This window comes from Stutzerimonas nitrititolerans, assembly GCF_003696285.1.
Classification (GTDB): Bacteria; Pseudomonadota; Gammaproteobacteria; order Pseudomonadales; family Pseudomonadaceae; genus Stutzerimonas; species Stutzerimonas nitrititolerans.
In genome coordinates this window covers 87,329-109,060 of record NZ_RFFL01000003.1, presented here as the reverse complement: position 1 = coordinate 109,060, position 21,732 = coordinate 87,329, and the positions used below count along the sequence as shown (strand labels likewise).

The window sequence follows — 21,732 nt, the reverse complement described above, 5'->3', positions numbered from 1 at the left end:
ATTTAGCGAGCCGAACGGGCCAGACCACGCTGTTTCACCAGCGTGTAGATCGCTGGAATGACGATCAGCGTAAGAATCGTCGAAGAAACCATCCCGCCCACCATCGGCGCGGCGATGCGCCTCATTACCTCCGATCCTGTACCGGTGCCCCACATGATCGGCAGCAGACCGGCCATGATGGCAACCACAGTCATTATCTTCGGCCGCACTCGATCCACCGCGCCAGTCATCACCGCCTGGTAGAGGTCATCCACTGTCAACTTCTCACCGGCAGCCTCCCGCTCGGCTCGGCGCTCATCGAGCGCGTGGTCGAGGTAGATCAGCATGATCACGCCGGTCTCGGCGGCTACGCCAGCCAGTGCGATAAAGCCCACCGCTACTGCAACAGAGAAGTTGTAGCCCAGCGCCCACATCAGCCAAACGCCGCCTACCAACGAAAATGGCACTGAGAGCATGACGATCAGCGTCTCGGTAAGCCGGCGGAAGTTCAGGTACAACAGCAGGAAGATCACCACCAGCGTCAACGGCACCACGATCTTCAGCCGCTCGGCAGCCCTTTCCATGTACTCGAACTGGCCACTCCAGGTGACGTAGTAACCGGGCGGAAAGCTCACCTGCTCCTGTACAGCCTGCTGCGCCTCGCGCACGTAGCTGCCGATATCCCGGTCTCGAATGTCCACATAGATGTACGCCGATAGCAACGCATTCTCGGTACGAATGCTTGGGGCACCCTTACTGATGCTGATCGCGGTGAGCTGACCGAGCGGTATGTGTGCACCGCTCGGCGTTGGCACTAGCACCTCGGTAGCAATCCGCTGCGGATCGGAGCGCAGCTCGCGCGGGTAGCGCACATTAACGCCGAACCGTTCCCGCCCTTCGACAGTGGTGGTCACAAGCTCGCCGCCGAGAGCGGTGCCGATCACCACCTGCACCTCTCCCACCGTAAGGCCGTAGCGGGCCAGGGCGTCGTAATCAGGCGCGATGTCGAGGTAGAAGCCGCCTGTTATGCGCTCGGCAAACGCGCTGGTTGTGCCGGGCACCGCCTGCACCACTGCTTCAATCTGCGTTGCCAGCCGCTCGATTCCCGCGAGATCCATGCCGAATACCTTGATGCCAATGGGCGTTCGGATGCCGGTGGAGAGCATATCCAGGCGCCCTTGAATGGGCATAGTCCAGCTGTTGGCCACGCCGGGAAATTTCAGCGCCTCGTTCATCTCGGCGATGAGCTTGTCCACCGTCATCCCTGGCCGCCACTCTTTCTCCGGCTTGAGGTTAACCACGGTCTCGAACATCTCCACCGGTGCCGGGTCGGTGGCCGTGGCTGCGCGGCCAGCCTTGCCAAACACCGAGGCCACCTCTGGGAAGCTCTTGATGATCCGGTCCTGCGTTTGCATGAGCTCAGCGGCCTTGGTAATAGACATGCCAGGAAGCGAGGCTGGCATATACAGCAGCGTGCCCTCGTTGAGTCGCGGCATGAACTCGCTACCGAGCTGCCGCGCCGGCAAAATGCTAACGACCAAAACCACCAGCGCCACAAAGATGGTGATTACCTTCCAACGCAGCACACCTTGGATGATCGGGCGGTAGACCCAGATCAGAAAGCGGTTCACCGGGTTCTTGTACTCGGGGATTATCCGCCCACGCACGAACAGCAGCATCAGCACCGGCACCAGGGTCACTGATAGCAGCGCCGCCGCACCCATAGCGAAGGTCTTGGTGAACGCCAGCGGCGAGAACATCCTCCCCTCCTGCGACTCCAGCGTGAACACTGGCAGGAAGGAGACGGTGATGATCAGCAGCGAGAAGAACAGCGCCGGGCCTACCTCCCGACAGGCCTCGATTATGATCTGAACACGTGGCTTCTCCGGCGGCGCTCGCTCCAGGTGCTTGTGGGCGTTCTCGATCATCACAATAGCGGCGTCCACCATCGCGCCGATGGCGATCGCGATGCCGCCCAAACTCATAATGTTGGAGTTGAGCCCAAGCCAACGCATGACGATGAAAGACATCAGGATGCCAATCGGCAGCATGAGGATGGCCACCAGCGCACTGCGCACGTGCAGAAGAAAAACAATGCACACCAGCGCAACGATGATCGACTCCTCAAGAAGGGTGAACTTGAGATTGTCGACAGCGCGCTGGATAAGATCCGAGCGGTCGTACACCGTCTCGATATTCACTCCTTCCGGCAGGCCGGGACGGATCTCCTCTATTTTGGCCTCAAGATTGTCGATCACGGACATAGCATTCTCGCCGTAGCGGGCAACGGCGATGCCGCCGACCACCTCCCCCTCTCCATCGAGCTCAACGACGCCACGTCGCTCGTCCGGGCCGAGTTCGACGCGAGCTACATCACGCAGCAGAACCGGAATTCCGCGTGAAGCTTTCAGCACCAGTTTCTCGATGTCCTCTGCACCGCGCAGGTAGCCGCGACCGCGCACCATGTACTCGGTCTCGCTCATCTCTACGATGCGGCCACCGACGTCGGCATTGCTGGTACGGATGACTTCAGATATCCGGCTCAACGGGATGTCGTAGGCTTGCAGCTTTTGCGGGTCAACGGTGACCTGATACTGCTGGACAAAGCCGCCGATGCTTGCAATCTCGGATATGCCCTCGGCCTTGGTGAGCTGATAGCGTACGAACCAATCTTGCAGGGTGCGCAGCTCAGCAAGGGTATGACGCGTGCTGGTCAGGGCGTATTGGTAGACCCAGCCCACACCGGTGGCATCTGGCCCTAACGCGGGTGTCACCCCGGCTGGCAGGCTCTTCGAAGCGAAGTTGAGGTACTCCAAAACCCGCGAGCGGGCCCAGTAGATATCGGTGCCGTCCTCGAAGATCACATAGACGAAGGAGGCACCGAAGAATGAGAAGCCTCGCACCACCTTGGAGTTGGGCACCGATAGCAGCGCTGTGGTTAGCGGATAGGTCACCTGATCCTCTACCACCTGCGGGGCCTGCCCAGGATATTCGGTGTAGACAATCACCTGCACGTCGGACAGGTCCGGCAGTGCGTCCAGTGGGGTTTTGATTACCGCGTAGATGCCGGCGCCGATAATGATCAGCGTGGCGAGCAAAACAAGGAAGACGTTGCGCACCGACCATTCAATGATTTTGGCAAGCATGCTCAATGCCCTCCATGGGAATGGCCGCTGCCGTCCGGCATCACATGACCGGAGTGAGTCTCAGACTCAGCGCGACTACCGTAGCCCGCATCCACATCCGGCGTACGCTCGTTTTTTTCGTAACTGCCGCTATCACTGTGAGCGTCGTGTCCAGCATGACGATCATGTGCGTCGGCATCGCCTGGCGCGACAGTATCGCCATGAGCATGGGTATCCGTCGCCAGAGCCGCCTGTGCAGCCGCCTGCGCAGCCGGCTTCGCGCTCATGCCGCTCAGCGCTGCCTTGAGGTTGCTCTCGGCATCGATCAGGAAGTTGGCGCGTGTGACCACTGACTCGCCCTCCCTCAACCCTTCCAGCACTTCGAGGTAGCCGTCGGCACGCCTGCCTGTGCGCAGTTCGCGCGGCTCAAAGCGACCTTCGCCCAGGGCAACCAGTGCAATCCGACGAGTACCGCTGTCGATCACCGCTGAGTCGGGCACGGCGAGCACAGGCACCTGTTCACCTGCTGCGAGGTGGGCGGTACCGAACATGGCCGGCTTGAGCAGGCCGTCGGGATTGGGCAGCTCGATACGAACCTTGGCGGTACGAGTCTCCGGCGACAGGCCGGGATAGATGAAGATCACCTCACCCTGGAAGGTCCTATCGGGATAGGCGCTGACCGAGAGCTGCGCCTCCTGCCCAGGCCGAACCAGCGCCAGATCCTGCTCGAAAACCTCAGCGATGAGCCAGACGGTATCGAGGTCAGCAATTCGATAAAGAATATCCCCTGGCTGAAAGCGCATACCTTCCACCGAGGGCTTCTCCAGCACCACGCCGCTCACAGGCGCGGCGATCGTCAGAGTGCGAGTGGCCTTGCCGGTACGGCGCAGCCGCTCAAGCTGTGCTTCTCCGATATCCCAGTTGCGTAGCCGCTCTAGAGCAGAATCGGAGAGCGAGGCGAGCCCCTTCCGCGCGACCGCGCTGCCACCGGCAAGGCTTTGCCGTCCGGCATTGGCGATCAGGAACTCCTGCTGCGCCGACACCAGCTCGGGGCTGTAGACCTCCATAAGTGGCTGGCCTTTGCGAACCGGCTCACCGGTCGTGTTGACGTGGAGCCTTTCGATCCAGCCCTCGAACTTGGGCGCCAAGGTGTATTGGCCACGCTCGTCGACCTGCACCGTACCGACGGCGCGCACTGTACGGGTGAGCACGCGGCGCTCGACTGGCGAAGACAGTACACCCAGCAACTGCACCTTCTCAGGGCTGATGACAACGGTGTTACCCGATTCATCACCCTCATAAACGGGGATGTAGTCCATACCCATGGAGTCCTTCTTCGGCACCGGGGAGGTGTCCGGCAGACCCATGGGATTGCGGTAGTAACGGATCTTGCGCTCGCCCTGCGCGGCAGCATGCGCCTTGTCGGCGTAGACCGGGATGTAGTCCATCCCCATCGGATCCTTCTTGGGCACTGGCGAGGTATCGGGCAGGCCCATGGGGTTGCGGTAGTAGAGAACCTTGCGCTCTTGTGGGGCAGTGCTGCCAGCCGCCTCCGAGGAACTTGTCTTCTGCGCTGCCATGTAGCCGCCACCGAAGCCGGCGATTGCCGCAACGAGGGCAAGCGTGCCTGCGCCGAAAATCATGCTGCGTTTCATAGTTCTGCTCCGACAAGACGTTCCAATTCCACCACTTGCACTCGTTGCTCCAGTGCCAGCGAGAGCAGCGACAGCCGCAGCTGGCGAATCTGTCGCTGGGCATCGAGCAAGGTCGCGAAGTCGACGTTGCCGGTCTGATAGCTGGCGAGCGCCGATTGATAGGTGAGCTCCGCCTGCGGCAGGAGCGTTCTGTCGGTCAGTTCGTGCTGTCGAAAGGCTGTCTCCAACGCCGACCACGCTTCACCTACGCTGCCCGCGAGACGGCTGCTGACTGCCTCGCGTCGAGCCTCGGCGGCGTAGCGCAAGGAAACGGCCTCGCGCTGCTCTGCGTTGCGGCGTTTGCCCCACAGCGGGATGTTCATCTCCAGCATCAACTCGAACTCTTCGGCCCGGTTGCCCGTCTGGACGACGGCAGTGCCGACGGTGATATCCGGAATCCAGTTTCGGCTGGCAAGCGCCTCGGCACGCTGGGCCTCTTGAACTCGTGCACTGAGCTCAGCCAATTGAGGATTGCCACCGAAGATACGCGCCTGCAGCTCAGCCAAGGTCGGCACCGATGCAGGCAGAGCAGGCCAACCGGCGGGCTCCGCCAGCGGCGAGTTCGCTGGGCGAGCTAAGATGCCGTTCAGCCGCGCCGCCGCGCCGCGCCGGTCACGCTCCAGAGTCAACAGCTCGCTCTGCAGACTGGTGTGCTCTGTCTGAGCCTTGATCACGTCCTGTTGCGGCACAAGCCCCACTCGGTAGCGAGCCTGGGCAATGCTCTCAAGCTCATCCACCAGAGCCTGCAGTTCCTCGGTGACCTGGATGGCCGCGTGGGCGTATTGATATTCGTTGAAGGCAAGCTTGACGAGACTCCTGAGCTCGACTCGACTCAGGCGCTCCCGGGCCACCGCCTGCTCGGCACCCGCCTCTGCGATCTCGCGGGCAAGCCCTCGCTTGCCGCCAATAGGGAATGTCTGACGGAACGCGTAGCGTGTGCTGCCGACGCCGCTGGGCGATAGGGTCGGGTCGTCGCGGGCGATGCCCATTTCCTCGAAAGTGAGCATCGGATCCGGGAGCGCACCGGCTACATCGGGCCGCTCCCAGGCAGCCTGCCTCTCATGCCCGACGGCCCGCAGCTCTGGGCTCTGCCGTTCGAGCAGGTCTAGCAGCGGAGGCAACGAGGCGCCGAGCTCGGCTGACCCTGGCGAGGCCTGCGCGCCGCTGCTCAGAGCAAGGCCTAGGATGACGGGTGCTAGCAGCCCCCAACTGCGACAGGGCAGCGGCTGAACGATCCAGTTCATAGAATCCCCTTGCTGCTGTGCCGGCCCCTTTGATTGCAGCAACGACAATTAGAGTCTTCGCGTACTTCGGCTACGGCACCACGCCAGTCCTGAGCGGAGAGCGGAAACAGGTATGCCAACCAGGCACGGTATTTGTTCAAGACATTCATCATGTTTAGCTCCGAAGCACGCAAATGTCGGCACAAGGGGAATGCATGGACCCGTTCATGATCGAGCCTCGAATAGTTCATAATTTATTGTTTGGCTTTATTGCAGATCAGGCCTGTCGGGTAGATGACCTCAGCATTACATTCATGTCAGCTTCTTAGACAAAGATCGCTGATGTCATCTTGTGCCAAGTAGTCGCCACCAGCGTCATCGAATGGCATCGGCTGACGAAAGCGCCAATAGGAAAAGGAATACATCCCCCAGCCGTCATGCGCAAATAGCGAGGGTTCAGAACCATTGAATGGCCTGTACTTGTTATTATGGAGGGCTATTACCTAAAGGTAATCCGCTTGATTACGTCTATGTAATTTCGATGTCATCCGACTAACAGTTCGTAATATTTATAATTCCGGTAACATTTTAAATAGGAGCCGGATATGAACACGTTAAAAATCATGGCCGCAGTATCATTTATGACCGCAGCTTCGTTTGCCATGGCGGAAGGCAATTCAGATCGTGTCTATGGAAAAATGATTCGCGCGAACGAAAAGGCCATACAGGAATACGCCGTTTCCATCGGAAAGAACCGTCCCGAAGTAGTCCATTACCGCTATGGAATGAAGCTGGACATTGCCAAAGTTATTCGTACCACGCGGACTGACATGACCTGCAATGAAGTGATGCCAGCCCAGATGACTTACGAGGACTCCAATGGCGATCTGAATATCCTCGAGTACCGGGTCGCCGGAACGAATTGTCGGAGATAGACATATGGCCCCTAGGGATGCCCCATCCCTTATTTCCGGCCCACTTCGGTCCTTCCCGTTTAAAAGCGGCGACATGATATAAGAAGGATCAAGTCGCCCGCTCATTTCTGCGTTTTAACCGCCGCGATAACCTCGCAGCGACCACTTCCCACATTACAGACGCAGCTCTCACGCATTCGTCACTAGATATCGGCGCGCTATCCACAGGGTTCGACAGGACGAACAGTGTGGATGGCGCCGTGCTCTTCTCCAGGCTGCGGAAGCGCGTCTTCACATAACCGAACTGGTATTTGACCCGTAACGGGTGCTCGACCTAGCGCGCACTTGCGCTTGGCTTTGTGCAGTGCGCTGCGCTTACTCAGCTTCTTGTACATGCTGCGGCGGGCCGCGATCTGCCGGATGACTGAAGGCCTGGACCTCAGCAGCCAATTCGTACGCCGGGTCGCTGTAGCCAAACCAGTTCTGCATCAGATGAACCCGAAGCATCACCATCGGCGAATAGGCTAGCGATCACCTTCACCCTTGGGATAATGGGGCAATCAAACCCCTCCACGATTCAGCCTGATTCATCTCGATCAGGAACCGATCCGTGCGGGTCTGCTTGCACTTGTCAGCATACTCGGCGTCGGCGAAGGTCATTTTCTTCGCCGGAAAACTCGAGGCAACGGGACCGGCGTATATCAACAGAGCCGGCTCCCTTTTTCAGACCAACCCTCGATGGCATGCGGCACATTTAGTTCGACTGGCAAAACAGAGCAAAACTGTGGACGAGTTAAGCTTGGTGAAGATTACATTTTTGTAAGATTTTTAAATAGTCGAAACCTCATAGCCTCTCGGCTTGTCCGTTTCTAAGTAACACCGCAGCTCATTTCAGATCTGGGCTCTGACGGCATTCGTAACGCAGCTGCCCGGCATGATCGCGCAAAAATACGCAGATTTTAGTAAGCGCAGTTCAGTGGCAGCACATCACCAAGAGGAGTTGATATGCAAATGTCTTATTGGCGTTTCGCTGCGATGGTGGCCACATCAACCGTCATCATGTACGGCGTTATGTATTTGAATACTTACGCTTTTGAGCATGTTCTATGGAGTGAGACCCGTGCTTGGATGGCGTTAGTAATGGGAGCTGTCATGGCGATAGTCATGCTCGCCTTCATGCTCAATATGTACAAGAAAAAGCCCATGAACATAGCGATATTCGCCGGCGGAGCAGCTTCCTTTGCTATTGCCCTGTGGCTTGTTCGTAGCCAGGCAACTGTCGACGATACGGACTATATGAAGGCCATGATTCCTCACCATTCCATAGCCATCATGACAAGTGAGCGCGCTCAGATTTCAGACCCGCGCGTTCGCAAGCTGGCAGATCAAATCATTGAGGCTCAGCGCCGAGAGATCTCTGAGATGAAGTTCCTGATCAATGATCTAGAGAGGGCTAACTGAAAAAACGTATCGAGCAACTTTCTCGCCCCGGCCCGTTTTTCCTTCAAGCGTCACGCGATCCCGACGAGGTCATTGCGCTTATTGAGTTCGCTGACCTGAGCGGCCAGCACACGAACTAACCCGCGATGACGGCGGTGTAGCAAGACGCTCGTCGCGGTAAAAGCTCAACTACTGCTTGACCACCAAACGTGCCCCGTTGCTTTTAGCTGTCATGTACGTGCTCTTTGCCATCCGCATGAGTGTGAGCGTTGGACGCCGGCTCGGCATGATGGTCGCTGGCGCTACTGCCTTTCGTGCTGGTGTTACTTCCACCATGGTGATCATCGCCGTTACTGCTCGAAGAATGGTGATCGGCCTCTGGAGCTGAGCCGCCGTGGTGGTCTGCAGCCGCTATACCGCGACGTCCAGACTCTCCTCCAGCGGCAGCATTGCCATGATGGTCAGAATTGCTGCCATCCAAGCTTTCATGATTGTGCGTCTGGCTCTCACCGCCACCATGCTGGTGACCGCCACTCGCAGCGACGAGCGCTTGGTATTGCGTAGCGTCGATCTTGGGCAACTGGCTGATGAAGGCAACCATGCCCCAGATATATTCGTCGCCCATACTCTTACCCCAGGCCGGCATGCCTGTTGCTTTGATTCCATGCTTAATGACCCAGAAGGCGGATGCAGGGCCTGCGTCAATGCCGATCTTGGCCAGGTTAGGCGGGGCTGGATACAGCGCCTGACTCAGCTCTGTTTGTTCGACACCGGGCGCCAGATGGCACCCAACGCACATGGCGTTGTAGTTCCCGGCCCCGCCACGAATGAGAGCCTCGTCATCTAGATTGGGAATCTCAATGTCCTTGGACCGCGCTTCGATAGAGCGATCACGCGCCATTGAAAGGAACGCATGCACGGCTGGGTAATGAGGATCGTCAGCACCAACGTTGATCAAGCCGGAATAGGCTCCGGCTAATATTGCTGCACTACCGACAGCGCCTGCTACCACCAGGGTTGTAATTGTTTTTTTCATATCAGGCTCTAAAACCACATTCGAATGCCGGCGACAAAGCGCGCCTCTTCAACATCTTCTCCTTCGTCGCGCAGCATGTCTGCGGTATTACCGTATGAGCGACTCCAAGAAATCCCGATGTAGGGCGCAAACTCGCGAACGATTTCGTAGCGCAGGCGCAAACCCAGTTCGGTATTCGCCAGGCCCGAGCCCACTCCTCTTTCAGAATCATTCTTACCGTAGAAATTGGCTTCCGCAGTTGGCTGGAGGATCAGCCGATTGGTAAGCAAGATGTCATAGTCGCCCTCAAGACGCGCCGCAGTCTGGCCGTTTTCGCCGACGAAGGCTGTGGCCTCGGCTTCAAAAGCGTAAAGCGCCATGCCTTGCACACCAAAGGCAGCCCAGGTCTGTGGAGACTCGGGTTTGAAGTCTTGGCGAACGCCAGCAACGACGTCCCACCAGGGGCCGACCGAGCGCCCATACAACAGCTGCAGCTCGGCATCCTCGGTTACGCCGTTAGTACGCTCGCCCTCGGAACGAAACCAGACCCGATTGATATCGCCTCCCACCCAGCCTGAGGCATCCCAGGCCAGGGTGCTGCCCTCATCAGCGTCCTGATATTCAAGCCGATCGAGCAGGAAGAAGCTGTTGATGCCGCTATCGTGCACTGTGTGTCCAGGCAGAGGCGCGAAGGCCGCTTGGCGATCAGCATCCGTGAGGACGGGGATCGGTGTACGACTGGTGGTTCTCGGGGTATCAGCGGAGCTATGGTTCATTTGGGAGTGATCCATGTTGCTGTGATCCATCCCTTTCATTTGCTCTTGCATGGCGCCGTGGCCCATCTTGCTATGGTCCATAGCCGCAGCTTTACTCTGATTTTGGCCATGGTTCATCTGGGAGTGATCCATACTGCCCATCTGGCCTTGCATGGCCTCATGATTCATCTTGCTGTGGTCCATAGCAGGAGTCCCATCCTGCGAATTCTGGCCCTCGGGCATCTGGCTATGATCCATGCCCCCCATCTGCACCTGAGCAGCCCCGTGGTTCATCTTGCTATGGTCCATCGGCATGGAGCCGTGGTCCATAGTCGAGTGATCCATCTCTTCTGCGGCAAAGGTAAAGCCGCTACTCAGTGCGCTCATTAACACCGCCAGCGCAATGAGCGATGGACGTGAAAGCTTAATGGTCATGGTTCGAATCTGCCTCGGCATGGTCGCTGCCATGCTCACCGGTCATTTTTTGGTGGTCCATGCCGTCATGGTCCATCGAGCCGTGATTCATCGAGCCGTGATCCATTTGCTGATTGGCGGGGCCCTGGCCTCGCACCTGAGGAGGCTGCTTCTCACTTGCAGCTTTGGAAGAGTCAACGGCGTGCCGTCCGTGATCGCTGTGATTTTCTTCGGCCAGCGACACTGGGATATACAGGGCAGCCAAAAGGCTCAACATTGCGGCACTGCAGAACAGGTGGTTTCGTTTCGGGGAATTGCTCATTAGATATCTCCTTTACTCATCCACACGAACTTCACGGAACATGCCCATTTCCATGTGGAGCAGCAGGTGGCAGTGATAGGCCCAGCGCCCTAGCGCATCTGCGGTTACGCGATAGCTGCGCTTCGAGCCTGGTGGTACATCAATGGTGTGTTTGCGAACTAGGAAGTTGCCGTTCTCATCCTCCAGATCGCTCCACATGCCATGAAGGTGGATGGGGTGGGTCATCATGGTGTCGTTGACTAAGGTGATACGAACACGCTCGCCATACTTCAATCGCAACGGTTCCGCATCAGAGAACTCAATGCCATCGAATGACCAAGAGAATTTCTCCATGTGACCTGTGAGGTGCAACTCGATGGTACGGCTCGGCTCGCGCCCATCCGGATCGAGGAAGGTGCTGTGCAGATCTGAGTAAGTCAGCACACGGCGACCGTTGTTGCGAAGCCCGATTCCCGGGTCATTCAGCTTGGGAGTTGGCGTCATGGTCTGCATGTCGACCAGAGGGTTATTGGTTTCGGAGGCCGGATGGGGCTGCATCGCTCCACCCATGCCTGCCATCGCTGAATGATCCATGCCAGCCATGCTGTCGTGGTCCATACCTGCCATCTTGCTATGATCCATGCCTGCCATGCCGCCCTGCATGGAGCCATGATCCATTCCCTCCATGCTGCCGTGATCCATTCCCATATCGCTCATGGAGATCAACGGGCGAGGATCAACTTCAGGAACAGGCGCGCTCAGCCCTTCGCGAACGGCCAGGGTGCCGCGTGAATAGCCAGTGCGGTCCATGGACTGCGCGAAGATGGTGTAGGCCTGCTCGCTATCGGGCTCGACTATTACATCGAAGGTTTCGGCCGCAGTAATACGGAACTCATCGACGCTAACAGGTTTGACGTACTGCCCATCGGCCGCCACCACCGTCATCTTTAGACCGGGGATGCGGACATCGAAATAGGTCATGGCCGATGCATTGATGAAGCGCAGACGGATTTTCTCACCCGGCTTGAAAATACCAGTCCAGTTGTTATCCGGCGCCTGGCCATTCATCAAGTAGGTGTAGGTATAGCCACTGACATCGGCAAGATCAGTCGGGCTCATTTTCATCTCGGCCCACATCTTCCGATCAGCGATCGCTGCGGACCACCCCATCTCGCTCACGTCATCGACGAAGTCGCCGACAGTACGTTTGTGGAAGTTGTAGTAATCCGATTGCTTTTTGAGCTTGGCCAGAACCCGTTCCGGATCTTCGTCAGTCCAGTCACTTAGTAGCACGACGTAGTCACGGTCGTAGCTGAACGGCTCCGGCTCTTTGGCATCGATCACCAGAGCACCATAGACGCCAGCCTGCTCCTGCAGTCCCGAGTGACTGTGGTACCAATAGGTGCCGTTCTGGTTAACCTTGAATTTGTACTCATACATGCCATCGGGGGCGATGCCGTGGAAACTCAGGCCAGGTACGCCATCCATGTTCGCCGGCAGGATGATGCCGTGCCAGTGAATCGAGGTATCTTCCTGCAGACGATTACGAACGCGCAGAGTCACGGTATCGCCTTCCCGCCACCGCAGGGTCGGCCCCGGAAGTGAGCCATTGATGGTCATCGCGGTACGAGCCGCGCCAGTAATATTTACCGGGGTTTCACCGATGAACAGATCAAAATCGGTACCGGCCAGCACGTTGGCCTGACCGGGACTGGTCACGGCCCAGACCGGCATACGCCACATGCCTAAGCCGCCGAGAATACTGGTGGCGGCTAGCCCCTTGATGAAAGTGCGCCTTGTGGTTTTGCTTTGCATCCCGTTATGTCCATTAATCAGATGAGCCGGTGGTGAGCAATCCGGTCTCGGGTTCGTTGACTGCCCCACTATCGAGATTCCACCTTCAACCTTTCCCACTGTTGTGTGAACTCGTTCCAGCGAGCAGCGCCTCTTCAGCAGTTGGTAAGCTCAGCTTATTTGGCGTCGCAATTTGCAACAGGCGCCTCGGCTTATGCTGCTTGGAGGCGACAGATTCTCAAACCGCAACTCAGGTGCCCCATATGCCAACTGACACATTCGCCCCTGCCAAGTCGGAGTACTCGGCAACGCATGAAAACAGGGGCATTGTTCGATCCCCCTCGAAATACCCGTTAATTCGGTTTCCGTTTGAACGGAGTGCTTTGTTCTTCAGGCACGACGCCAACTTAACCGCGGCATCCTGTCACAGGCCTTAGCGAAACATTACAGTTCTGTCAGGTTCTAGTTTTTCTGACTGTTAAGTTCCGGTGTGGCTGTTCAACAAATGGCTGACTTCAGCCGTCACGGATTTTGAAAGTGGAGCATCGGTAAAAACGATCAAGTCATCTGCCCACGTCTTAGCTTTCAGCCGCCGCAAGTACATGCTGCGGCGGGCTGCGATCTGCCAGCTGACGTCGACTTCCGGGAGCGACCAGGTTGCATGCTTTACATTCGGTCGTCGGCTTGACGCAGTCGTTCCAGAAAACTCTCGGCGTCGGTTTCACCAACCGTGCGAAGGTCCTGCCACTCATCACCACTGGGGGCAAACAATTGCAGTGCCGGCGGGCCAAACAGCTGGTAGCGATCAAGCAGCGCGCGTTGCTCGGCATCGCTACGCGTCATATCGAAGCGCACCAGCCGGTAATCAGCCAGCTGTTCGCGCACAGAGGACACTTCGAGTACTTCTCGTTCGATTACTTTGCAACTGATGCACCAGTCGGCGTACCAGTCCAGCAGCAAAGGTTGGCCGGCAGTTTTCGCTGACAACAGTGCCGCATCCAGGGCTGCTGGGGTGTCCAGGGTCTGCCAGCCGACGGTTGCGCCGATTTGAGGCAAGCCTTGGGCGTCCAGGCGACCCAGTGGGCGCAGCGGGTCGGTTTGACCTTGCAAAGCGCCCACCCAACTGCTGATGCCGTAAACCAGCAAGGCCACACCAAGCAACTGGGCAAGCTTCTGCTTGCCGGGCTTAGGAATAAATTCCAGGGCGCCCAGCCACAACGCAGTGCCAACCGCCAACAGGCCCCACAAGGCCAGCGTCACGGGAGCTGGTAACACACGCTCCAGCAGCCATACAGAGACACCCAGCAACATCAGACCGAAAACCTTGCGTACGCCGACCATCCAGGTCCCGGACTTGGGCAACAAGGCGGCGCCACCAGTGGCGAACAACACCAACGGCGCCCCCATGCCCAGACCCAGCGAAAACAGCTTCAGCCCGCCGCCCAGGGCATCGCCGGTGGCGCTGATGTACAGCAGCGCACCGACCAGTGGTGCTGTCACGCAGGGTGATACAAGCAGGCTTGACAGCACGCCTAGCGTTGCGGCCCCTATCATTGAACCCCCGCGGGTTCGGCTGGCCAGGCGATCCATTCGTTCGGTGATAAAGCGCGGCATACGCAACTCGAACACCCCGAACATGGCCAGGGCAAATACCGAAAAGAACAGCGCAAAGGGCACCAGTAGCCACGGTGACTGCAGGCGCGCCTGCAGGTTGAGGCCAGCTCCGAACATGCCCATCAGCGCTCCGAGCAGTGCGAAGCAGGCAGCCATGGGAAGTACGTAGGCAAGCGACAGGCGAAAACCTCGTAGCCCACCGAGTTGTCCACGCAGCACTACGCCGGAAAGGATGGGCAGCATCGGCAGCACGCAGGGAGTGAAAGTCAGCCCCAAACCGGCCAGAAAGAACAGTGCCAGACTTCCCCAGTCCAAGGTCGTTTCCGGTTGCGCAGGCGATACCGGGGGCGAGTTACCGATCTGAAAAGTGCGCATTTCAGGTGGGTAGCACAGTCCCAGATCGGCGCAGCCCTGGTAGCTCACCTGCAGGGTGAACGGCCTGTTCTGAGGGTTATCAATCGGTAGTTCTAAGTCCGTAATGCCGTAGAACACCTCGACATCGCCGAAATACTCATCGGTTTTCGGTTCGGCTGCAGGCCATTGCGGGGTGCCGATTGTTACTTGCGGATGGTCGCTGTTGAAGGCGAAACGATGTTTGTAGAGGTAATAGCCATCGGCATTTATGAACCGCAGGCGAATACTGTCGGTGTCGGCTTCTATCAGATCAAGGCCAAAGGCCAGATCCACCGGCAGGAAGTCCTGGCTGTTATTCAGGGGGGCGTTGAACAGGGCCGGCTGTGAGCGAGGCAGATCAAAAATCCCAGCACTGACCGGCAGTGGGATCAGTAAAAGCAGGCACAGCAAAAGGCGGAACATGGGTATCTCGCGGAACAAGAGTTAACGAAAGGCTCCGGACATAATTCCGCCTCGCAAGTCAGGAAACTGTCCTGAGCAAGCGAGCCGGACGGGGTGATCGCTGCGATCATCCAGTGATCACCCCCGCGTTCTCTTTGCTGCCACCCGCCTGGGAAAGCCGGTCAGCGGCACGGAGCCTGAATTTACGGGTACTTGGCGAGGACCTCATCCTGCCCTGAACGGGTAAGCCCGATTACCTCGTAGGCATGTTTGGCATCACCGTGCTCCATACCGGGCGATCCAGCCGGCATGCCGGGCACGGCAATACCTAGCAGGTCGGAACGCTTGCGCAATTCGAGTATCTGCGCCACCGGCACGTGGCCTTCAACGAACTTGCCGTTGATCACACCGGTGTGACAGGACGCCAGACGCGGCTCCACTCCTAGGTCTTGCTTCACCGAACGCATGTTGCGTTCAACATGGTCGCGGACCGCAAAGCCGTTGTCCTCCAGATAGGAGATCCAGTCCTTGCAGCAACCACAGTTGGCGTCTCGGTGTACATCGATGATCAAGGGTTCAGCGGCATGGATCGCCCCACTTACCAGCAGCGCCGCAAGGGCTGATATACGCAGTTTTCTAGACATATAAGAACCTTGTTTGCCTCTCGTTTTCAGTTGCAGCCGCAGCCACCGCAACCCGTCTTTTTCATGTTGTTCGTCCCGGCTGCCGGACTGGCCAGCTGCGCGGGATATCCCGCATCAGTCAGGGAAGCAATCAGCACTTGGCTGTCGCTCTGGCCGCTAACCCGCACCCTGGCGGCTTGCAAATCGACATCCACCTTGGTGACGCCCTCGACAGTGTTGAGCGCCTCGGTGACATGCTTGACGCACGAGCCGCAGCTCATGCCTTCGACGTTCAGTTCAATGGTGCTCATGAGAATCTCCTGGGAAGTCACCGTAATGGTTGAGCAGATGTTCAACCTTGCCAGAGCGGCAAGGTCAAGCGTTTCAATCGATCGATACCTTGCGCAGCCTCAACGCGTTAAACACCACTGAGGCCGAACTCAGGCTCATCGCCAGCGCGGCGATAATCGGCGACAGCAGCAGGCCGGTCAGCGGGTAGAGCAGGCCTGCGGCCAGCGGGATGCCCAGAGCGTTATAGAGAAAAGCAAAGGTCAGGTTCTGGTGCATATTGCGCACGGTGGCCACTGACAGGCTCCTTGCGCGCAAGATGCCCAGCAGGTCGCCCTTGACCAGCGTGACTTGAGCGCTGTTCATCGCCACGTCGGTGCCGGTGCCCATGGCAATGCCGATATCGGCGCGCGCCAGGGCTGGGGCGTCGTTGATGCCGTCGCCGGCCATGGCCACGCGGTGCCCTTCTTGTTGCAGGGCGGCGGCCAAGCGTTCCTTGTCCTGTGGTTTGACCTCGCCGTGCACCTCTTCGATGCCTAGCTCGCGGGCCACTGCGCGAGCAGTAGTCAGGCTATCACCGGTGGCCATGATCACCCGCACGCCGTCTGCCTGCAGGCGCTCTACCGCCAGTTTCGACGTCGGTTTGATCGGATCAGCCACTGCCAGCAGACCAGCCAGGACGCCGTCCACCGCCAGGAACATGATGCTCACGCCTTCGCCGCGCAACTGTTCGGCCCGCGCACTGAGGGAGCTGGCATCCACGCCGGCATCATTCATCAGCGCGGTGTTGCCCAGTTGCAGGTGGTGGTCATCAACCTGGCCACGTACGCCGATGCCGGAGGCTGATTCGAATGTCTCGGCCGTGCTCAGTGCCAGGCCGTGCGCGCGGGCATGGTCGACGATGGCGTGGGCCAGGGGATGTTCGCTGCCCTGATCGAGGCTCGCTGCCAGGCGCAGCACCTCATCCGGAGTGAAACCAGGCGCCGCCTCTACACTGTGAAAGGCCGGGCGACCTTCAGTCAGGGTGCCCGTCTTGTCGACGATCAGCGTGTCAATCTTGCGCAAATTTTCGATGGCGCCCGCATCGCGGAACAGTACGCCGCTGCCGGCCGCCTTGCCGGTCGCGACCATTACCGACATTGGCGTGGCCAGGCCCAGGGCGCACGGGCAGGCAATGATCAGCACCGCCACCGCGTTGATCAAACCGAAGACCCAGCTCGGCTCCGGACCCCAAAGCCCCCAGACAAGGAAGGTTAGTATGGCGATAGCGATCACCACCATCACAAAGTAACCAGCAATAACATCAGCCAGTCGCTGCATCGGTGCTTTGGAGCGCTGCGCCTGGGCAACCATCTGCACGATCTGCGCAAGCATGGTCGAGCTGCCGACCTTCTGCGCCTGCATCACCAGACTGCCGTGGGCGTTAAGGGTGGCACCGATGAGACTGTCACCGACGTGCTTCATGATCGGCACCGGCTCGCCTGTCAGCATTGACTCGTCCACCGCGCTTTCGCCTTCCAGCACCAGACCGTCGACTGGCACCTTCTCTCCAGGGCGTACGCGTAGCCTATCGCCCGCATGAACATGGGTGAGCGGAATGTCGTCCTCTGTACCGTCGGGATTGATGCGTCGCGCGGTCTTCGGCGCCAGGCCGAGTAGTGACTTGATCGCCGCCGAGGTCTGCGAGCGTGCCTTCAGCTCGAGGAGCTGGCCGAGCAGAGTCAGTGAGATGATCACCGCCGCCGCCTCGAAGTACACGCCGATGCGCCGGTCTTGTACAAAGTCGGCAGGAAACACGCCTGGCGCCAGAGTGGCAACGACGCTGTACAGGTAGGCGGCGGCGGTGCCGAGGCCGATCAGCGTCCACATGTTCGGACTGCGCAGCACGAACGAGCGTACGCAGCGCTCGAAGAATGGCCAGCCAGCCCAAAGCACTACCGGAGTGGTCAGTACGAGCTCGACCCAGTTCTGCGTGGTGCCGTGGAACAGGTTCAGGGAATGCCCACCCATGGCCAGCACGGTGACGATCACCGTCAACGGCAGGGTCCACCAGAAGCGCCGAGAGAAGTCCTTAAGCTCCGGGTTCTCTTCTTCGTCTAGTTCCGGAATGACAGGCTCCAATGCCATACCGCAGATTGGGCAGCTTCCTGGTCCTGCCTGGCGAATCTCCGGATGCATCGGACAGATGTATTCGGTGCTAGGTCCGGACGGCGCTTGAGCTACATCTTGATGCTGCTCATGCGGCCGGCCGCTTGCGAACCGCTGAGGGGCAGCCTGGAATTTCTCCTGACACCTTGCGCTGCAAAAGCGATAAGTCTTCCCTTCGTAGGTCTCGTGATAAGAACTATCAGGCTTAACCGCCATTCCACACACCGGGTCGTACTGTTTGCCGTTTTGATCGTGCGAATGGTTGGCCTGATGCCGGTCGTGGTTGCAGGAAGAACTGTGCATGCGATCTATGTCCTATCTTCGTCCTTGGAGACACCGGTACCGCTGGAAATGGAATGGCCACCATGGTTGTGGCCAAACAAATGGATCATTGCTATAGCAACCGGATCAGGTACGACGGCCCTTGGAGAGATGACGGTGATGCTCACGTGCCGTATGAAAGGTTCCGATTACGGCCAGCATGATCAGGGCTATGCCGGTCTTGCTCTGCCAAAATGGCAGTTCAGTAGCGCGGTGAAGATGGGTGTGATTCACGGCAGTGACCTCGGGTGACTGGTTACTGTTTGATCCGCTGGGTCAGAATGAGTCGCTCCTCCCGGTGGACGTGACCCCAACCAAAGGGGGGATTAACGTATCTCCACCTTGCCGACCATTCCAGCTTGATAGTGCCCTGGAATATTGCAGGCGAACTCCAGCCCCGTGGCTTTCGAGAAAGCCCAAATCAGTTCTTCGCGTGCCCCAGGCTCGATCAGCACGCTATTCGGATCGTCGTGCTCCATAACGGCACTCTTATTGCCCATGTCATGCCCAATATTGCTCATATCGTGGGCACCAGTCGGGGTAAGCGCGCCGGTCTGGAACATTGCAGTCATTTCTTCCCGGTGTGCAGCATGATTCGCCGCGTCGCCCAGATTGAATTCATGTAGCAGGGCGCCGTCGTTATGCAGTACGAAACGGATGGTCTCACCGGCTTTAACTTCAATCGCCCCAAGATCGAAAAAGTTATCGCCCATCCGTAACTCGATAGTGCGGTCTACAGCCTGCGGATCACCCGGCTGGCCGAAATCGTAAGCATGGCCATGGTCGGGGCCGGCCATTGCGGCAGTAGCGCTGAAGATCAAACCCATTGCGGAAAAAAAAGAAACGAACTTGATTTTCATTGGTTGGGGTCCTCATTCAAGTCGTCGAAGGAATGACTTAAGGTTATTCAGGCCAGGCTGCCGACAGGCTTACACTGGGATTACATTTCTGTAAGGCTCAACAGCCATGACCAGATCAACAAAAAAAAGGCGCCAGTGAGGCGCCGTTAGGCCAAGGGAGCAATGTGGAAGGCCTGGAAAATTCCGCTGCTGGTACTCTCACAATCTTCTGCTCGTATTTGCTCGAGCAGAGATCTCGACTATGCGAACACTAGGCGCCTCCTTCTGTCAGTGAGCTGAACCGGACGTTACATTTTCGTAAGCTTCTAGTTGGCGGCCTCGTTTGCCTCCAAACTGAGCCAATCGACTCTCGGAATCTGCCCGCATGAAATTACTGGTAGCTGAAGACGAACCCAAAACCGGGGCGTACCTGCAACAAGGACTTACCGAGGCCGGATTTACCGTCGACCGCGTCATGACTGGTACAGATGCGCTCCAATACGCGCTGAGTGAGGTCTATGACCTTTTGATCCTGGACGTGATGATGCCGGGGCTTGAGGGATGGGAGGTGCTGCGCATGGTCAGAGCAGCAGGGAAAGACGTACCCGTATTGTTCTTGACCGCACGTGATGGCGTAGAAGACCGCGTCAAAGGCCTGGAGCTGGGCGCGGACGACTACCTGATTAAGCCGTTCGCGTTCTCCGAACTTCTGGCAAGGGTTCGGACGTTGCTTCGCAGGGGCAGCGGCTCCCCCACCCAAACCACCGTGAAAATTTCAGATCTCGAAGTGGACCTGCTAAAGCGCCGCGCCGTTCGTGCTGGGAAGCGGATTGATCTGACGGCGAAGGAATTTTCATTGTTGGAGTTGTTGATGCGCCGGCGCGGCGAGGTGCTTCCGAAGTCCCTGATTGCCTCTCAGGTATGGGATATGAACTTCGACAGCGACACCAACGTTATCGAGGTCGCGGTACGCCGCCTGCGCGCAAAAGTCGACGACGACTTCGATCACAAACTGATCCATACCGTGCGTGGCATGGGCTATATGATGGATGCACCAGAGTGAGCCTGCGCCACCTTTCGCTGACCGCCCGCATGAGTCTCATGTTCATGTCTGTGGTGGTTGTAGTTCTCACCATAGCGGGGCTGAGCTTCAATTTGCTCAGCCAGCATCACTTCGAAGTGTTAGATCGGCAGGCCCTGGTTGAGAAGCTCGAATCGACCAAACACATTCTCAATAACGCACGCAGCAGCGCGAACCTTGCAGAGGAGCTACCGCAGTTGCGAGCCCTGCTCGGTGCTCATCATGATTTAGCGGCGACCATCTTGAGCGGAGATGGCAGAGTGCTCTTTTCTGATCCCAAGGCAGTCGACGTCCCGGAAAGCTTCAGGCACGCAGAACAGCAGAGCATGTGGGAATGGAAATATGCCGGACACCTGTATAGAGGGATGACTGCCCGAATCTCGGTAGCAGACCAGCCCGAACCGCTTACAGCACTGCTGATTCTCGATGTCACTAACCACGCGCATTTCTTTCAGACTTTGCAGCGTTGGTTCGGCGTTGGATTGATCATCAGCGCCCTGATTAGTGCTGCGCTTGGCTGGGTGGTTGTTCGAAGTGGCCTCAGGCCGCTGAGGCAAGTTACCCATCTCGCCGCATCGATGTCAGCTAGGTCGTTACAGGAACGAATACCCCTTGAGCCAGTACCGTTAGAGCTGCAGCAACTGGTTCTATCCTTCAACGCGATGTTGGGTCGCCTAGAAGATGCCTTCGCCCGGCTCTCGAATTTCTCTGCGGACATTGCTCATGAATTGCGAACCCCTGTCAGCAATCTCATGACCCACACTGAGGTAGTGCTGACCAAAAAGCGGGATATTGATGCTTATGAGGAGAATCTGTACTCCAATCTAGAGGAATTGAAGCGTATGTCACGCATGATTGACGACATGCTCTTTTTGGCCAAATCCGACAATGGCTTGATTATCCCCGAACAAGCGCCTACCGAACTCGCTGATGTCGTTGTTAAGCTGCTTGAGTACTATCACTTACTAGCCGACGAACGCGATATCCGTCTCTCAGTCTCAGGCGCAGGCAATGTGCTTGGAGATAAATTGATGCTCGATAGAGCGGTCTCCAATTTGTTATCCAACGCGCTGCGTTACACCCCGGTTGGGGAAACTATTTCTGTAACCATTCACGAGACGGAAAGGACGGTCACCCTCAGCGTCGAGAATCCCGGAGGGACGATCAAGCCCGAGCACCTGGACAAGCTTTTCTATCGCTTCTACCGGGTCGATCCTGCCCGACGCGAGGGTAGCCCAAGCAACGCTGGCCTTGGCCTGGCAATCACCAGATCCATCGTTGAGGCCCATAAAGGCAGAATCTGGTGTACCTCAGTAGACGGCGTGACGGGCTTTCACATAGAGCTTCCCCGTCTAAATAAATAACATTT

The 21,732-nt window shown here is 57.9% G+C and carries 17 protein-coding genes and 1 pseudogene; 5 read left to right on the top strand and 13 right to left on the bottom strand.

Annotated features, from left to right (window positions below):
• Positions 1 to 2: 2 nt before the first annotated feature.
• From EA795_RS04505 to EA795_RS04495, 3 genes are read right to left on the bottom strand one after another with little or no spacing between them, the layout of a single operon-like run.
• Positions 3 to 3,125, bottom strand: coding sequence for an efflux RND transporter permease subunit (locus EA795_RS04505; protein ID WP_014852996.1), 3,123 nt, complete (start codon positions 3,123 to 3,125; stop codon positions 3 to 5).
• Positions 3,126 to 3,127: 2 nt separating this feature from the next.
• The gene (locus tag EA795_RS04500; protein ID WP_014852997.1) at positions 3,128 to 4,759 is read right to left on the bottom strand and encodes an efflux RND transporter periplasmic adaptor subunit; all 1,632 of its coding nucleotides are present in this window, start codon (positions 4,757 to 4,759) and stop codon (positions 3,128 to 3,130) included.
• Positions 4,756 to 6,042, bottom strand: a complete 1,287-nt coding sequence (locus EA795_RS04495) for a TolC family protein (protein ID WP_122075782.1) — start codon at positions 6,040 to 6,042, stop codon at positions 4,756 to 4,758. The genes EA795_RS04500 and EA795_RS04495 overlap by 4 nt, the downstream gene beginning before the upstream one ends.
• A 584-nt stretch (positions 6,043 to 6,626) precedes the next feature.
• Between EA795_RS04495 and EA795_RS04490 the strand changes: the two genes are divergently transcribed.
• The gene (locus EA795_RS04490) at positions 6,627 to 6,956 is read left to right on the top strand and encodes a DUF2790 domain-containing protein (RefSeq protein WP_038659364.1); all 330 of its coding nucleotides are present in this window, start codon (positions 6,627 to 6,629) and stop codon (positions 6,954 to 6,956) included.
• 168 nt (positions 6,957 to 7,124) lie between these two features.
• Here EA795_RS04490 and EA795_RS04485 read toward each other — a convergent pair.
• Positions 7,125 to 7,595 (bottom strand): annotated as a pseudogene (locus EA795_RS04485) (transposase).
• Positions 7,596 to 7,940: 345 nt separating this feature from the next.
• Here EA795_RS04485 and EA795_RS04480 point away from each other — a divergent pair.
• Entirely contained in the window at positions 7,941 to 8,396 is a 456-nt protein-coding gene (locus EA795_RS04480) for a DUF305 domain-containing protein (protein ID WP_014853003.1), read from the top strand.
• 202 nt (positions 8,397 to 8,598) lie between these two features.
• Here the strand turns inward: EA795_RS04480 and EA795_RS04475 are convergent, their stop codons facing one another.
• From EA795_RS04475 to EA795_RS04440, 8 genes are all read right to left on the bottom strand, one after another.
• Positions 8,599 to 9,411, bottom strand: coding sequence for a c-type cytochrome (locus EA795_RS04475; RefSeq protein ID WP_122075780.1), 813 nt, complete (start codon positions 9,409 to 9,411; stop codon positions 8,599 to 8,601).
• Between the two features lie 8 nt (positions 9,412 to 9,419).
• A complete protein-coding gene (locus EA795_RS04470) occupies positions 9,420 to 10,580 on the bottom strand; it encodes a copper resistance protein B (RefSeq protein WP_122075778.1) in 1,161 nt (386 codons plus the stop codon).
• Positions 10,570 to 10,881 carry a hypothetical protein gene (locus tag EA795_RS04465; protein ID WP_003298487.1) on the bottom strand — a complete coding sequence of 104 codons (312 nt, stop codon included), beginning with the start codon at positions 10,879 to 10,881 and terminating at the stop codon, positions 10,570 to 10,572. The genes EA795_RS04470 and EA795_RS04465 overlap by 11 nt, the downstream gene beginning before the upstream one ends.
• A 12-nt stretch (positions 10,882 to 10,893) precedes the next feature.
• Positions 10,894 to 12,675 carry a copper resistance system multicopper oxidase gene (locus tag EA795_RS04460; protein WP_014597614.1) on the bottom strand — a complete coding sequence of 594 codons (1,782 nt, stop codon included), beginning with the start codon at positions 12,673 to 12,675 and terminating at the stop codon, positions 10,894 to 10,896.
• A gap of 645 nt (positions 12,676 to 13,320) precedes the next feature.
• A complete protein-coding gene (locus EA795_RS04455; RefSeq protein ID WP_003292141.1) occupies positions 13,321 to 15,084 on the bottom strand; it encodes a protein-disulfide reductase DsbD in 1,764 nt (587 codons plus the stop codon).
• 182 nt (positions 15,085 to 15,266) lie between these two features.
• Positions 15,267 to 15,707: a DUF411 domain-containing protein gene (locus EA795_RS04450; RefSeq protein WP_014597615.1), complete on the bottom strand. Its 441-nt coding sequence runs from the start codon at positions 15,705 to 15,707 to the stop codon at positions 15,267 to 15,269.
• A 26-nt stretch (positions 15,708 to 15,733) separates the two neighbouring features.
• Positions 15,734 to 15,997: a heavy-metal-associated domain-containing protein gene (locus EA795_RS04445; protein WP_122075776.1), complete on the bottom strand. Its 264-nt coding sequence runs from the start codon at positions 15,995 to 15,997 to the stop codon at positions 15,734 to 15,736.
• Between the two features lie 73 nt (positions 15,998 to 16,070).
• Positions 16,071 to 18,425: a heavy metal translocating P-type ATPase gene (locus tag EA795_RS04440; RefSeq protein ID WP_205891467.1), complete on the bottom strand. Its 2,355-nt coding sequence runs from the start codon at positions 18,423 to 18,425 to the stop codon at positions 16,071 to 16,073.
• On the opposite strand from EA795_RS04440, the gene EA795_RS21290 reads away from it, so the two are divergent.
• Positions 18,420 to 18,695, top strand: coding sequence for a hypothetical protein (locus EA795_RS21290; RefSeq protein WP_155416518.1), 276 nt, complete (start codon positions 18,420 to 18,422; stop codon positions 18,693 to 18,695). The two genes, EA795_RS04440 and EA795_RS21290, sit on opposite strands and share 6 nt — an antisense overlap.
• Positions 18,696 to 18,769: 74 nt before the next feature.
• Here the strand turns inward: EA795_RS21290 and EA795_RS04430 are convergent, their stop codons facing one another.
• Entirely contained in the window at positions 18,770 to 19,303 is a 534-nt protein-coding gene (locus EA795_RS04430; protein WP_122075774.1) for a cupredoxin domain-containing protein, read from the bottom strand.
• Positions 19,304 to 19,667: 364 nt separating this feature from the next.
• Between EA795_RS04430 and EA795_RS04425 the strand changes: the two genes are divergently transcribed.
• Positions 19,668 to 20,345: a heavy metal response regulator transcription factor gene (locus EA795_RS04425; protein WP_014853010.1), complete on the top strand. Its 678-nt coding sequence runs from the start codon at positions 19,668 to 19,670 to the stop codon at positions 20,343 to 20,345.
• A complete protein-coding gene (locus tag EA795_RS04420; protein WP_038659348.1) occupies positions 20,342 to 21,727 on the top strand; it encodes a heavy metal sensor histidine kinase in 1,386 nt (461 codons plus the stop codon). The genes EA795_RS04425 and EA795_RS04420 overlap by 4 nt, the downstream gene beginning before the upstream one ends.
• Positions 21,728 to 21,732: the final 5 nt, after the last annotated feature.

Bases quoted from the DNA above. Each gene is read 5' to 3' on its own strand.
- EA795_RS04480 (WP_014853003.1), top strand. From the start codon at position 7,941: ATGCAAATGTCTTATTGGCGTTTCGCTGCGATGGTGGCCACATCAACC.
- EA795_RS04470 (WP_122075778.1), bottom strand. From the start codon at position 10,580: ATGACCATTAAGCTTTCACGTCCATCGCTCATTGCGCTGGCGGTGTTA.
- EA795_RS04495 (WP_122075782.1), bottom strand. From the start codon at position 6,042: ATGAACTGGATCGTTCAGCCGCTGCCCTGTCGCAGTTGGGGGCTGCTA.
- EA795_RS04450 (WP_014597615.1), bottom strand. From the start codon at position 15,707: ATGTCTAGAAAACTGCGTATATCAGCCCTTGCGGCGCTGCTGGTAAGT.
- EA795_RS04455 (WP_003292141.1), bottom strand. From the start codon at position 15,084: ATGTTCCGCCTTTTGCTGTGCCTGCTTTTACTGATCCCACTGCCGGTC.
- EA795_RS04475 (WP_122075780.1), bottom strand. From the start codon at position 9,411: ATGAAAAAAACAATTACAACCCTGGTGGTAGCAGGCGCTGTCGGTAGT.
- EA795_RS04505 (WP_014852996.1), bottom strand. From the start codon at position 3,125: ATGCTTGCCAAAATCATTGAATGGTCGGTGCGCAACGTCTTCCTTGTT.
- EA795_RS04460 (WP_014597614.1), bottom strand. From the start codon at position 12,675: ATGCAAAGCAAAACCACAAGGCGCACTTTCATCAAGGGGCTAGCCGCC.
- EA795_RS04500 (WP_014852997.1), bottom strand. From the start codon at position 4,759: ATGAAACGCAGCATGATTTTCGGCGCAGGCACGCTTGCCCTCGTTGCG.
- EA795_RS04465 (WP_003298487.1), bottom strand. From the start codon at position 10,881: ATGAGCAATTCCCCGAAACGAAACCACCTGTTCTGCAGTGCCGCAATG.
- EA795_RS04430 (WP_122075774.1), bottom strand. From the start codon at position 19,303: ATGAAAATCAAGTTCGTTTCTTTTTTTTCCGCAATGGGTTTGATCTTC.
- EA795_RS04445 (WP_122075776.1), bottom strand. From the start codon at position 15,997: ATGAGCACCATTGAACTGAACGTCGAAGGCATGAGCTGCGGCTCGTGC.
- EA795_RS04490 (WP_038659364.1), top strand. From the start codon at position 6,627: ATGAACACGTTAAAAATCATGGCCGCAGTATCATTTATGACCGCAGCT.
- EA795_RS04440 (WP_205891467.1), bottom strand. From the start codon at position 18,425: ATGCACAGTTCTTCCTGCAACCACGACCGGCATCAGGCCAACCATTCG.
- EA795_RS04425 (WP_014853010.1), top strand. From the start codon at position 19,668: ATGAAATTACTGGTAGCTGAAGACGAACCCAAAACCGGGGCGTACCTG.